Here is a 13,549-nt window from a genome sequence, read left to right on the forward strand (position 1 = left end):
CCTTGCATTTCTTTTTCCGTGGCTGCTTCCTCTACAATCACGCAGTTGAACTTTGCTGCCCCTTGGAGGTCTCTTCGTGAAACTGCTTCAACGATCCATCGCCGTGGCGCTTGCAGGCGCTTCGCTCGCCGTCGCATCTGCTCAGCTTGAGGGCGACAAGATTAATACCAAGCCGACAAGCCATCCCGTGCCTTCGATTCAGGACACGGAGACGAAAGCGCAGCGCGATGCACGCATGCAGTGGTGGCGCGAGGCGCGCTTCGGCATGTTCATTCACTGGGGGCTGTATTCGATCCCTGCAGGCAGCTGGAACGGCAAGCAGGTGCCGGGCGTGGGCGAGTGGATCATGAACAACGCGTCGATCCCGGTGGCGGATTACAAGGCGCTTGCTCCGAAGTTCAATCCGACTGCGTTCAACGCGCATGACATCGTTGCGCTGGCAAAATCGGCAGGCATGAAGTACATCGTGATCACGTCGAAGCATCACGACGGCTTCGCGATGTTCGACTCGAAGGCGAACAAGTTCAACATCGTTGACGCGACGCCGTATCATCGCGATCCGATCCGCGAACTGGCGGAGGAGTGCAGGAAGCAGGGCATCAAGCTGGGCTTCTACTACTCGCAGGACCAGGACTGGACGTATCCGGGCGGAGCGGCTTACAAGACAGGCGATCACAAGCCGCCGAAGTATCACTGGGACAAGGCGCAGGACGGCGACTACGCCACCTACCTGCACGAGAAAGCCATTCCGCAGATGAAGGAACTGCTGACGAATTACGGGGATGCTCCGGCGGTGATCTGGTTCGACACGCCGACCGACGATATGACGCCGAAGCTTGCCGGAGAGATTGTCGCGCTCCTGAACAAGTATCCGAAGCTCATCTGGAACAATCGCCTCGGCGGAACCTACATGGGAGACACGGAGACGCCGGAGCAGTACATTCCGGCAAATGGCTATCCCGGCAAGGACTGGGAGTCGTGCATGACGATGAACGATACCTGGGGTTTCAAGTCTGACGACACGAATTTCAAGTCGACCGAAACACTGCTGCGGAACCTGATCGACATCGCGAGCAAGGGCGGCAACTATCTGCTGAACATCGGTCCGGATTCAATGGGGCGCGTGCCTGCTCCAGAGTCTGAACGCCTGCATGCAATGGGCAAGTGGCTGGATGTGAATGGCGAAGCCATCTACGGCACGACGCCCACGCTCTTTGGAGACGAGGCGGGAAGCTTCAGCAGGACGGAGAAAGGCAAGGACGGCAAGCCGAAGTTCATTGCTTCATGGAAGTGGCGTTCGACGACGAAGGCAGACAAGGTCTACATCGAGATCTTCGAGTGGCCGGCCGATGGTGTCTTCCATCTCGACAAGCTTCCTCGACAGGTGAGCGGTGCTTATCTCTTGGCGGATAAGAGCCACAGAGCTTTGAAGACGACGCGCAGCGGCAACGGGCTGGATGTTCAACTGCCATCGATGGCACTCGATCCAATCGCAACAGTACTGGTGCTGAAGACTTCGAAGAGCTAGGCATTTCATGAACAGACACGAAGGGCGCGGCTTATGCCGCGCCCTTCGTGTCTACATTGGAACCGCCTCGCGTTCGCTACTTGCGCGCGAGGTGGTCGTAGTTGAGGATCGCGTTGAAGACCAGCGCGTAAGAGCCGATGGTTTCTCCGCGATAGACGGGGTTGTTTGCGAAGAGCAGCACGTTGCCCTCGCCGAAGTGGGCGTCGACTACCACCGGCTTCTGCTCGATGCTTTGCGCGCCATCGAGAAGGCCGGAGAGCAGCAACTGCTTGGCAGTGTCGAAGCGCAGGATCACCTGCGGACGATACTGCGCGGGAATGAGGTTGATGTTATTGCGCGCCTGGTCTTCGTTCAGCGGCATCGCCTCCCACGGCTTCGGCTTCGGAGTGGCTTCGGGTGCAACGAAGGCGCGGTCTTCGGGACTGTCTTCATCCGTCGGACCGCCGCGTCCTGTCGGGCGCTTGGTCTCGTTGTCGATGCCGCGGCGGTTGCCGCTGCTGCTGACCGTATCGGCGATGGTGAAGGCCATGCCATCGGCGCTGTAGACGCCGAGGTCGCCCGTGTATCCGTTCGCGACAGGGCTCGATTTGTCGACGAAGATCCCATTCAGGATGCTGCCGACCACGTGAACATTGCCTTTAGGTGCAACGAAGACGCCGGGAGCGAGGCCCAGGTCGATGGCAAACTGCGCCGTGTCTTCAGAGGTGATGAGCAGGCCGCCCTTGTTGACGAAATCGCGCAGATGATCGACGCCCGAGTAGGTAAGGCCGGGGCGCATGTCAGGCGTCTCGTCCGTCTTGCCGAGGTTGGGTGTGAGTTCGGTCTTCTGCCATGGAAGTGCGTTGCCATACATGGGCAGTCCGTTGATGATCTGCTGCGTTGTGGTGCGGCCTACTGGTGCGAAGACGATCACGTCATACTTCGCGCGCAGGTTGCTCATCTGCGCGACCGTCTGCGTGCTGATGTAGTCGTAGGGAATGTGCTGGCGATCGAAGGCCTCGCGCCACCAGCCTTCCGTCTGCGTTGCGATCCAAGTGTGCATGAAGGCAATGCGCGGAGCAGGAGCCGCATGGGCCTCAACGCCCGGCATGGACGCCAGGCTGATTGCTTCGAGTCCGGATGTTCCGATGGCCGTTTTTAGCGCAGTAGCATCGGAGTTTTCGATGAGCAGAGTGCCGGCCTCGAAGTGATGCCCGTCCGCATCGAAGGGCTTTTCTGCGACGGAGATCTTTGCGTCTTTCAGCGTATAGCGCAGGCCGAGCAGAGAAATCTCGGATGCGTTGTTGATCGCGAAGATGCTGCCGCTGCCAGTGATAGGGCTTGCTTCCGCCGTGAGGTCGCTGACCTCGGCCATCTTCACTTTGAGAATGGCCGGATCGGTCACACGGACAGTCTTCACGTGGAAGAGATCACCGAAAGACCACGCCGTGTCGTCATAGGGATGCTTCTGCGGATCGTCCGGAGCCCAGTACTGGCGATCGAGCAGCGCATCGGCGATGCGTGAATAAGGCTGATCCATGCGCACGATGTAACGTCCAGCGGGAAGAGTGATCGGCTTAGGCGCGTCCTTCTTCTTGTCGTCGGTCTCAGGTGCTTTCGGAGTGTAGGTGAACGGCTCAGACAGCCGGCTGATCTCGACATGCTGACGCTTGAGCGTAGTCAGCAGCTCTGCCTGGCGGCTCGATAGCGGCTCGTCGAGGACGTACGCTGCGGGCCCGGAGTTCTGCGGCTTTTCGATCGAGCGCTTGCTCTTCTGGTAGTAGTTCTCGAGAAACTGCTGGCCGTTCTGCGAGAAGAATGAAAGTGTCGAGAGCAGCGCGGTCTGCTCATAGTTATTGTTATTACGCTGCGACCAGGTCACGACCGGAAGCGGAGGGTTCGGCTTGTACCAGGTACGTGCATATTCGCCCGGCTCGAGGATGCGCTTCTCCGTGTCCGCTCCGCCGTTGCCGAAGGTTTCATACAGGCGGCTGATGCCGTTGTGCATGGCGGCAAGAAACATCAGGTAGCCGGGCGACCAGGTGTCGAAATCTCCATGTGTGAAGACACCGGGCATGCCGAATGCGGTCATCTGCTGGATGTTGTTCCAGCCGAGCATCTGCCACTCGCCGTTGAGCAGCGGATCGACCCACGCATTGTATGGGCCATCGCCAACAGTGTTGTCGTAGAGGAACGGCACCGACTCGTGCAGGTCGTGCAGCACCTGCGCATGAAACTTCAACTGAGTTTCGAGCACGTTGCGCGTCAGGTCGAGCGTCATCGCCATGGCGTCGCGATTGTTGTCGTGTGCGACGTAGTGTCCCCAGTAGACGAGCCTCGGCCATTGCTGGCCGGGATGCGCTAGGTGCCATTTGTAGATGTCGACCATGCGATCGCGTCCGTCGACTTCGACGACCGGCGTGATCAGCACCACCATGTGGGTGCGGATGTACTGGATGTACGGCGAGTCATCGACGGCGAGCCGGTAGGCGAGTTCCATCAACGCGGTGGGAGCGCCGGTTTCCGTCGAGTGAATCGTCCCAGTGATGTAGTAGACGGGGAACGACTGCTTTACCAGCGTGGCAGCCTTCGCGTCGTCGAGGTTGATCGTGCGCGGATCGGCCAGCTGCCCCAGGCGCGCGCTGTTCTCGTCGAGCTTCTTCAACAGGCTTTCGTCGCCGATGGCCGCCGCGATCATCTCGCGGCCTTCCTCGGTGTGGCCGATCGAGAAGACCTTTACCCGCGGTGTGCTCGATTCGAGCAGGCGAAAGTATTTGTACACGTCCTCCGCGTAGGGCAGCATGTTCGGCGCGCCGGAGACGTCTCCGAGCACCTTTGCCGGAGTAGGCACAGTCTTCGACGCCGGCAGATAGTCGGTCAGCGGCGAGTTGAAAGAAGGATCGGTCGTGTATTGCTTGATGTGATCGGTGTAGGTCTGATCGACCGGCTGCTTAGGATCGCGAGCAAAGCTGGTGCTGATGTTGGTCTGGGCGAAAAGCGCGCCGGCGCATGCGAAAGAGAGACAGAAGAAGAGCAACGACCGGGTGCGGGACATCTGCAAGCATCCTTCGGGAGGAAAATTTCGTGGGAGAAACAGGTGTCATGAAGTCTAACAGGGACTGGCCGTCCGGGCGTTGGGCCTTCGGCACCCGCTCCCGTTGGTCGCGAATGAAGTTCGTCTTTGGAGAGGCTCAAAGGGTTCGTGCCTTCCCACCCAAGCCAAAAGCGGGCTTGGATGGGGCACCCGATTGATTGCCGATATCAAGAAGGAAAGGCGCGCCGAAGCGCGCCTTTCCTTCTTGAGCTATAAACGCGAGATCGCGACCAACGGGAGCGGGTGCCGAAGGCCCAACGCCCGTAGCGGCCAGCTACTCCCACTCGATCGTGCCTGGTGGCTTTGAGGTGATGTCGTAGACTACGCGGTTGATGCCGTGGATCTCGTTTACGATGCGGCTGGAGATGGTCTTGAGCACATCGTAGGGTAGCGGAACCCAGTCTGCCGTCATGCCGTCTTCAGAATGCACGGCGCGGATGGCGCAGGTGTAGGCGTAGGTACGCTGGTCGCCCATGACGCCGACGCTCTTGACCGGCAGCAGCACGGCGAATGACTGCCAGATCTGCTGATAAAGACCTGCCTTCTTGATTTCTTCGACGACGATGTCGTCGGCTTCCTGCAGCAATGCCACGCGCTCGGGTGTGATTTCGCCGAGGATGCGCACAGCGAGGCCCGGACCGGGAAAAGGCTGACGCTGCAGAATGTCTTCGGGCATCTTCAGATCGCGGCCGATGCGGCGGACTTCGTCTTTGAAGAGATCGCGCAGCGGCTCGACCAGCTTGAGCTTCATCGTCTCTGGCAGGCCGCCGACGTTATGGTGGCTCTTGATGGTCTGCGACGGACCTTTGACAGACGAAGACTCGATGACGTCGGGATAGAGCGTGCCCTGCACCAGCCAGTCCACGCCGCCTGTTTGTTGGGAGATGCGTGCGGCCTCGTCGTCAAACACTTCGATGAACTCGTTGCCGATGACCTTGCGCTTGGTTTCAGGATCGGTCACGCCGGCAAGCTTCGAGAGGAAGCGCGTGCTCGCGTCGACCGCGACCAGGTTCAGGCCGAGCTTGCTGCGTAGGTTGTCCTGCACCTTGAAGAACTCGTTCTTGCGCAGCACGCCGTTGTCGACGAAGACGCATGTGAGACGGTCGCCGATGGCCTTGTGCACCAGCACGGCTGCGACCGACGAGTCGACGCCGCCGGAGAGTGCGCAGATGGCGTGTCCGTCACCGATTTTCTCGCGGATGGCTGCGACCGTCGATTCGATGAAGTGGGCCGGCGTCCAGTCGGCTTTCGCCTTGCAGAGGTTGAAGACGAAGTTACGCAGCAGTGTCGTGCCCTGCTTGGTGTGATGAACTTCAGGATGGAACTGCACGGCCCAGATGCGGCGTTCGGGGTTCGCGATTCCGGCGACGGCATTGGCGGTCTTCGCAGTCAGATGGAAGCCCGGAGGCAGATCGATGGCCTCGTCGCCGTGCGACATCCACACGGTGAGATCGGTGGGCATGTCGGCAAAGAGCGGCAGCTCCTTGTCTACTACCGAAACTTCGGCATTGCCGTACTCGCGCTTATCGGCGGAGCGTACCTTGCCGCCCAGGTGATGGGTGATGAACTGCAGTCCATAACAAATTCCAAGGACCGGCAGGTTCATTTCCAGCACGGCAGGGTTTGCCGCCGGGGCGTCAGAGTCATAGACCGAGCAGGGGCCGCCGGACAGGATGATGCCCATGGGCTTCTGCGCGCGAATCTCGTCGAGAGAAGCGGTGCAGGGAAGTACGACGGAAAAAACGTTCTGCTCGCGGATACGGCGCGCGATGAGCTGCGTGTATTGCGAGCCAAAATCGAGGATGACGATCGATGAGGTGTCCACAGTTCAGTTTACTTGACAGCGGTTGGCTGCCGAAAGCCTTTCCACAGTTCGATGAAAGCGACCAGGCGGGCCACCTGGAAGAAGTCAGACGCGGCGAGATACAGGACCGTGACGAAGCCCCACCACAGGTAAAGCGAGCCCTGCGTCATTTCGGCGGCGAACGGCACAATGGTCGCGGAAAAGACCATGGCCAGCACCACCAGCGCCATCTTCACAATGCCCATGATGAAGTTGATTTCAATGAGCTTGTTTCTGAGCGGGCCCAGGCGCAGGCTTCTGCGGATGCTTTCGCCCATGCTGCAGCCTTCGAGCAGGCCGAGCAGCGGGGCGATGGAGAAGATCCAGCTGAAAAGCGTCCACAGAACGAAGACCGCAAGCGACAGGCAGATGATGAGCGCGAAGTAAACCACCAGGTTTGGTTCGGAGCCCGAAAGCGCGTAAGCCGCTGACCACTGGGTTGCACGAAACCAGAAGAGGACCGTGCCGCTGAGAAAAAGAATGCGCCAGAGCTGCATTACCACCAGCATGAGCGGGTTCGATGCCAGAGTGGGATCGTAGCGCCGCAGTACGGCGTTGCGGCCAACCCCGGACACAATCGACCAGGCGATAACCGCGGCCGGAGCAAGCCAGGCGAAGAGCCTGACCAGCGGAGGCGCAAGCACCGCGTAGATTCCGGCAGAGATCACTGCCGCGCGGTTCGGGTCGAGCAGGGAAAACTGGTCGAGTCCGACGCCGTTCAGTTGGGCGAGAGTCACCCTGTAAATATGAAGCCCCTGCCAGCCGAGGACGGCGAGCAGGGGAATTCCGAAGAGCCAGCGCCACGTGAGTTCAAGCACCAGCAGCGAAGGCCGGCGCCAGCACTCGCCGAGCACATGCACGAACGACTGGGTGCCGCGGATGGCCATCGCGTCTACTTGACCACGAAGTTGACGAGTTTGCCGGGCACGAGAATCAGCTTGACGACCTGCTTGCCTTCGAGTGCTGCCTTGATCTTCTCGTCGGCCAGCGCTGCGTCGCGCGTGGTGTCCTGGTCGGCATCGGCTGCGATGCGAACTACCGAGCGCAGCTTGCCGTTAACCTGGACAGGAATCTCGATCGCATCTTCCTTTGCCAGTGACTCGTCCGCCTTCGGCCAGGGAGTACGCAGCAGCTCGCCTTGTCCACCGATCTTCTCCCAGAGTTCGCAGGAGAGATACGGCGCGAAGGGAGCAAGCAATAACACCAGGTCGCGCAGCGTGTCTGCAAGCACTGCGTCCGACACTTCACCGGCTGCGATGGCCGGCTCGGCTGCGGTCAGCGTGTTTACCAGCTCCATGATGGCGGCGATGCAGGTGTTGAAGTGCCAGCGCCCGCTGAAGTCGATTGTGATCTTGGCGATCGTCTGGTGCAGCTTGCGCTGCAAGGCCTGCGAAGCCGGCGTGGACTGCGCAGCTCCGCCTGTATAGCCTGCATAGCGATTTACGAAGCGGTAGACACGCGAGAGGAAGCGGCTGACGCCTGCGACGCCGTCTTCCTGCCAGTCGAGATCGCGGTCGGGCGGTGCGGCGAAGAGCGCATACGCACGCGTGGCATCGGCACCGTAGCGGGCGATCATGTCGTCGGGCGAAACTACATTGCCCTTCGACTTCGACATCTTCGAGCCGTCCTTGATGACCATGCCCTGCGTGAACAGGCGCTGCACCGGCTCGTCATTCTTGATGAGGCCCAGGTCGCGCATCATCTTTGTCCAAAAGCGCGAATAGATCAGGTGAAGGATGGCGTGCTCGACGCCGCCAATGTACTGGTCGATCGGGAACCAGTAAGCAATGGCATCGCTGTCGTAGGGAGCCTTGTCGTCCTTCGCACTGGTGTAGCGATAGAAGTACCAGGACGAATCGACGAAGGTGTCCATCGTGTCTGTCTCGCGCCGCGCAGGCCCGCCGCACTTCGGGCAGGTCGCGTTCACGAACTCGGGGACACGACCCAGCGGCGAGCCGTTCTCCTGCGTAATGGCGACATTGTCCGGCAGCAGCACCGGCAATTGATCGTCAGGCACTGGAACGATGCCGTCCTTCTCGCAGTAGAGCATCGGGATCGGCGTGCCCCAGTAACGCTGGCGGCTTACGCCCCAGTCCTTCAGGCGGAAGGTGACGGTAGCCTTGCCAAAACCTTTCTCTTCCGCGAAGGCAGCCATCTTCTTTTGCGCTTCTTCGTTGCCAAGCGTGTTGAAGTCGCCGGAGTTGATCAGCAGGCTGTCCTCAGCCGTATAAGGCAGCATCGGCTCGGCGTCCTTGCCGGTTTCGGGATCGATGGTGCGGCGCGGCAGGATGACGATGCGTACTTCAAGGCCGTACTTCTTCGCGAATTCGTAATCGCGCTCGTCGTGCGCAGGTACGGACATGATTGCGCCAGTGCCGTAGTCGAGCAGGATGTAGTTCGCTACCCAGATGGGCAGGCGCTCGCCGCTGAACGGATTGATCGCGTAGTGTCCGGTGAAGACGCCATGCTTCTCGATCTCTCCAATGTCGCCGGCTTCGCGTGCTTTCTTCTGTTGCTCGATCAGGGAGGTGACTTCGCTCGCCAGCTTTTCGTCGGAAGCAGCGAATTCCTTGACGAGCGGATGTTCGGGCGCAAGCTGCACGCTGGTTGCGCCGAAGATCGTATCGACACGCGTGGTGAAGACGGCAATTTTCTTGCCGGTCTTTTTCGAGGTTTCAAGGAAAGGTAAAACTTCTGTCCCTTTGCCGCGCTCGCGTTCTTCGTCCTCCGGAGCGGACGCCGAATCTTCCAGGTCGAACTCAACCTCGGTGCCTTCGCTGCGGCCGATCCAGTTCTGCTGCATGGTCCGGACTTTTTCCGGCCAGCCATCGAGCTTGCCCAGGTCGTCAAGCAGCTCCTGGGCGTAGTTGGTGATGCGCAGGAACCACTGCTCCAGGTCGCGCTGTTCTACCAATTGATCTTCGTGGCGCCAGCAATAGCCGTTGATCACCTGCTCGTTCGCCAGCACCGTCGCGCACTGCGGGCACCAGTTGACCTTGCTCTTCTTGCGATAGGCCAGTCCCTTTTCGAACATGCGGATGAAGAACCACTGGTTCCAGCGGTAGTAATCCGGCAGGCAGGTGGTGACTTCGTTGCGCCAGTCGTAGCTCAGTCCGAGGCGATCCATCTGCCGCTTCATGGCGGCGATGTTGCTCAGCGTCCACTCGCGGGGCGGCGTGTTGTTCTTGATGGCGGCGTTCTCCGCCGGCAGTCCGAAAGCGTCCCAGCCCATGGGGTGCAGCACGTTATGCCCCTGCATCCACATATAGCGGGCAAGCGCGTCGCCGATGGCGTAGTTGCGCACGTGGCCCATGTGCAGCTGACCCGAGGGATAGGGCAGCATTTCGAGCACGTAGTACTTCGGCTTGTTGCTGCTCGCCGGTTCCATGGCGTAGAGCTCGGGCTGCTCGGCCCAGCGCTGCTGCCAGCGGGGCTCGATCTCAGACGGGTTATAACGGGCTTCGCGCTCCTGCGGAGAAGTCGCGGCCTCAGAAGGGTTCTGGCTGACAGACATATGAACTTCTATTGTAAATCGGGGTTTTCCCGCGGGTTTAAGAGAGGAAAATTCTTACCTCAGGGCTGAAGCCTCTGATTTTCCAGATGGGTGGCCCATTCAAGCCCGGTTTTGGCTTGAGTGGGGAGGCACGAACCGCTGGGGTACCCCATGTCTCGATTCTGAGACATGGGAGTCGACGATCCCACATCTCAAAATCGAGACTTGCGGCATCCAGGTTTAAGCGCTCAAATTTAAGCTTTGACCAGCTTCCCGACCAGACTCCGCATGGCCACCACGTTTTTCCGGTCGTCTTCAGGATCATCCACCGGTGTCTCCGCAATAAAGGCGCAATGCGCGAAGCGCGGATCGTTCAGCAGGCTGCGGAAGGGCGCAAGCCCCATCGTTCCCTCGCCGATGTGCTGATGGCGGTCGAGCTTGGAACCGAGTGCGGCCTTGGCGTCGTTCATGTGCCAGACGCGCACCTTGTCGAGGCCGATGGTCGATTCGATGTGCTGCACGGTTGCGTCGTAGCTTGCCTCCGAGGTCAGGTCGTATCCTGCGACATGACAATGGCAGGTATCGAGGCACGCGCCGACGGGCACGTGCGATTCCAGCCGCTCAATGAGTTGCGCGACCTGCTCGAAGCTGCCGCCGAGGGAAAACTCCGCGCCCGCTGTGTTTTCAATGAGGATGCGGAAGCGGTCGCCGGAAAGATCGAGCCCGTGGGTGGCTTTCGAGATCGACTCGGCGGCCAGATCGAGACCCTGTTCGCGCGTCAGTCCGCGCCAGGAGCCGGGATGCAGCACCAGGTACTCCGCCTGCAGCGCCAGCGCTCGTTCCACCTCGCCGCGAAAGGCGATGATGGATTTCTCGCGGACCTCCTCCGACTGGCTGCACAGGTTCACGAGATAGCTGGTGTGAATAACCAGTGGCATGCAGTCGTAAAGGCCGCGGAGGCGATGCATCTCCGCGCAGTGCTCGGGAGCGATCTTTGCCGGGCGCCACATGCGCGGGCTCGAAGAAAAAATCTGGAAGGTGTTTGCGCCGATTTCCTTTGCGCGTTCCGCGGCCTTGAAGACGCCGCCCGAGGTGGAAAGGTGAATGCCGATACGCGGGGAAGCCATATCGCTTAGTGTAGATTTTTGATTGGAGATGCTGCCAGCGTCCCGGGAGAAGAGACACCATGCCAACGATCATTACCGCAGACCGCCTCATCAACTCCGGCCATTCGCTCGAACAGCCGGTGGTGGTGATCGAAGACGGCGTTATCACCCGCATCGGCACGCGCAAGGACATGGAAGTTCCTGCCGGTGAGCAACTGGATTTTCCCGGCGGCACACTGCTGCCGTCTTATTTCGACATCCATATCCACGGCAGCAAGAACCACGACGTGATGGAAGCGACACCGGAAACCTTTTCGACTATCGGCAATTTTCTTGCCGGACATGGAGTCGGATCGTACCTGGCAACCACCGTCACCGCGCCCTGGGATGCGACCCTGCGCTCGCTCGAAGGCATGGCGAAGCTGATCGGCACAGAGATTGAAGGCGCGCGCCCTCTGGGCATTCACCTTGAAGGACCGTTTCTCTCGCCGCACCGCAAAGGCGCACACCCGGAAGACCTGCTGGTCATCCCCACTGTCGAAAAATTCAACGAGCTGTGGGAAGCTGCCGCGGGCCAGATTCGCCTGATGACCATCGCGCCCGAGCTGCCGAATGCGCTCGACGTGATCGCTCGCGCCAAGTCGCTGGGCGTACGCATCAGCATGGGGCATACCAACGCCGATACCGCCGAGGCAAAGGCTGGAGTGAAGGCTGGCGCGGATTCCGCGACGCATACCTTCAACGCCATGCGCCCTCTCGACCATCGCAACCCTGGCATCGTGGGCGAGGTGCTGACGAACGACGATCTTTACGCCGAGCTGATCTGTGATGGTCTGCATGTGGAACCGGAGTGCGTGCGCATTTACTGGCGCTCCAAGGGTGCCAAGCGCGCAATTCTCATCACTGACGCGATGGCTGCCGCAGGCATGCCCGATGGCCATTACAAGCTGGGCCAGCTCGACGTGCAGGTGAAGGACGGCGTCTGCACGCTCGACGGCGATGCCCGGGTGCTTGCAGGCAGTGTGCTCACTCTCGATAAGGCAGTAAAGAACTTCGCGTCGTTTACCGGCGCAAAAATGGAAGACGTCGCGAACCTCGTCGGCCCGAACCCGGCGCGAATGACCGGCTTCGAAGACCGCACAGGCGCACTGGCTGTCGGCCGTTCTGCCGATGTGACCGTGCTGAATGCCGCGAATGAGGTAGCCGCGACCATCCTGCGCGGGCAGCGGATTCACTGAAAATTGGCGGAAATCGGTTATCCTTGAAGAAGTCCACTGTAAATTTCTGAACTTCTTTGAGGCGCCGCATGCGTATTCCGCTTCTGGCTCTTGCTGTTTCTGCCTTCGGAATCGGCACGTCGGAATTCATCATCATGGGGCTGCTGCCGAACCTGGCGGACAGCTTCCACGTCAGCATCCCCAAGGCCGGCATGCTCGTTACCGGCTACGCGCTCAGCGTGACGGTTGGCGCTCCCATTGTGGCCATCGCTACCGCGCGCATGGAGCGCAAGGCCGCGCTCCTGCTGCTGATGGGCATCTTCACCCTAGGCAATCTAAGCTGCGCGCTTGCCCCCACCTACGGATTGCTGATGCTGGCGCGTGTGGTTACCGCGCTCTGCCATGGCGCATTCTTCGGCACCGGCAGTATCGTTGCGGTCAACCTGGTTCCGAAGAAGCAGCGGGCTCAGGCTATCGCGCTTATGTTCTCCGGGCTGACGCTCGCCAATGTTCTCGGAGTTCCCGCGGGAACGGCGCTCGGGCAGGCATTCGGCTGGCGCTCCGCCTTCTGGTCGATTGTTCCCATCGGCGTCATTGCTGCCCTGACGATCCTCTGGCTTGTCCCGAAACAACCCAAAGGCAGCAGCGAACTCATTCACGAGTTCCGCATCCTGCGCAAGCCGCAGGTGCTGCTGGTGCTGGCCATGAGCACCCTGTGCTCGGCCTCACTCTTCTGTGTCTTCACCTATGTCGCGCCCACGCTTGAGACGGTGACAAAGGTTTCTCCGCATGTGGTCACGATTGTCCTGCTGCTCTTCGGGCTTGGCATCACCGTCGGCAACCTGCTCGGCGGATGGCTGAGCGACTGGAAGCAGATGCCCTCGATCATCGGACTCATGGTCGTGCTGATCGGTCTGCTGGCGGCGCTTTACTTCGTCGAGCCGTACGCGATTCCGTCAATGGCGGGCATTCTGCTCTGGGGATTGGCGCAGTTTGCCGCAGGCTCTCCACTGCAGTCGCGCATCGTCGAGCAGGCGCACGCCGCGCCCAATCTCGCTTCAACGCTAAACCAGGGTGCATTCAACTTCGGCAACGCAACCGGCGCTTCGCTCGGCGGTCTGCTGCTCACCGCCGGATATGGATATCGAGCACTGCCCTGGGCCAGTGCCGTGGTTACACTCGTAGCGCTGGTGCTGGCGGTGATTTCGCACAAGCTCGACCATCGCGAATTGCGCGATGTGCAGACGACAGAGGTATTGGCCTAGGCGGTTTCAAAATACCGCGAGAGT

8 protein-coding genes are annotated in these 13,549 nt (G+C 60.2%); 3 read left to right on the forward strand and 5 right to left on the reverse strand.

The genetic code is table 11. From position 1 onward, the window contains the following. Positions 1–76: 76 nt before the first annotated feature. Positions 77–1,528 carry an alpha-L-fucosidase gene (locus LJD29_RS12040; protein WP_446741782.1) on the forward strand — a complete coding sequence of 484 codons (1,452 nt, stop codon included), beginning with the start codon at positions 77–79 and terminating at the stop codon, positions 1,526–1,528. A 76-nt stretch (positions 1,529–1,604) separates the two neighbouring features. Here LJD29_RS12040 and LJD29_RS12045 read toward each other — a convergent pair whose 3' ends face one another. From LJD29_RS12045 to LJD29_RS12065, 5 genes are all read right to left on the reverse strand, one after another. Beyond that, complete coding sequence (locus LJD29_RS12045) at positions 1,605–4,562, reverse strand: M14 family zinc carboxypeptidase (protein ID WP_446741783.1); 2,958 nt, start codon at positions 4,560–4,562, stop codon at positions 1,605–1,607. Positions 4,563–4,875: 313 nt separating this feature from the next. Next, positions 4,876–6,426, reverse strand: a complete 1,551-nt coding sequence (guaA, locus tag LJD29_RS12050) for a glutamine-hydrolyzing GMP synthase (RefSeq protein ID WP_446741784.1) — start codon at positions 6,424–6,426, stop codon at positions 4,876–4,878. 8 nt (positions 6,427–6,434) lie between these two features. After that, positions 6,435–7,331 carry a hypothetical protein gene (locus tag LJD29_RS12055; RefSeq protein WP_446741785.1) on the reverse strand — a complete coding sequence of 299 codons (897 nt, stop codon included), beginning with the start codon at positions 7,329–7,331 and terminating at the stop codon, positions 6,435–6,437. A gap of 5 nt (positions 7,332–7,336) precedes the next feature. Further along, the gene (gene leuS / locus LJD29_RS12060) at positions 7,337–9,958 is read right to left on the reverse strand and encodes a leucine--tRNA ligase (protein ID WP_446741786.1); all 2,622 of its coding nucleotides are present in this window, start codon (positions 9,956–9,958) and stop codon (positions 7,337–7,339) included. Positions 9,959–10,191: 233 nt separating this feature from the next. Continuing rightward, entirely contained in the window at positions 10,192–11,064 is an 873-nt protein-coding gene (locus LJD29_RS12065) for a deoxyribonuclease IV (RefSeq protein ID WP_446741787.1), read from the reverse strand. 59 nt (positions 11,065–11,123) lie between these two features. On the opposite strand from LJD29_RS12065, the gene nagA reads away from it, so the two are divergent. Then, complete coding sequence (gene nagA, locus LJD29_RS12070; protein ID WP_446741788.1) at positions 11,124–12,281, forward strand: N-acetylglucosamine-6-phosphate deacetylase; 1,158 nt, start codon at positions 11,124–11,126, stop codon at positions 12,279–12,281. A 68-nt stretch (positions 12,282–12,349) separates the two neighbouring features. Next, positions 12,350–13,525, forward strand: coding sequence for an MFS transporter (locus LJD29_RS12075; protein ID WP_446741789.1), 1,176 nt, complete (start codon positions 12,350–12,352; stop codon positions 13,523–13,525). The last annotated feature ends 24 nt before the right edge of the window (positions 13,526–13,549 follow it).

This window comes from Silvibacterium acidisoli, assembly GCA_022870745.1.
In the GTDB taxonomy this organism is placed as follows: domain Bacteria; phylum Acidobacteriota; class Terriglobia; order Terriglobales; family Acidobacteriaceae; genus Silvibacterium.

Coding starts and splice junctions, on each gene's coding strand:
- LJD29_RS12065 (WP_446741787.1), bottom strand. CDS start 11,064: ATGGCTTCCCCGCGTATCGGCATTCACCTTTCCACCTCGGGCGGCGTC.
- LJD29_RS12055 (WP_446741785.1), bottom strand. CDS start 7,331: ATGGCCATCCGCGGCACCCAGTCGTTCGTGCATGTGCTCGGCGAGTGC.
- leuS (WP_446741786.1), bottom strand. CDS start 9,958: ATGTCTGTCAGCCAGAACCCTTCTGAGGCCGCGACTTCTCCGCAGGAG.
- LJD29_RS12045 (WP_446741783.1), bottom strand. CDS start 4,562: ATGTCCCGCACCCGGTCGTTGCTCTTCTTCTGTCTCTCTTTCGCATGC.
- LJD29_RS12075 (WP_446741789.1), top strand. CDS start 12,350: ATGCGTATTCCGCTTCTGGCTCTTGCTGTTTCTGCCTTCGGAATCGGC.
- nagA (WP_446741788.1), top strand. CDS start 11,124: ATGCCAACGATCATTACCGCAGACCGCCTCATCAACTCCGGCCATTCG.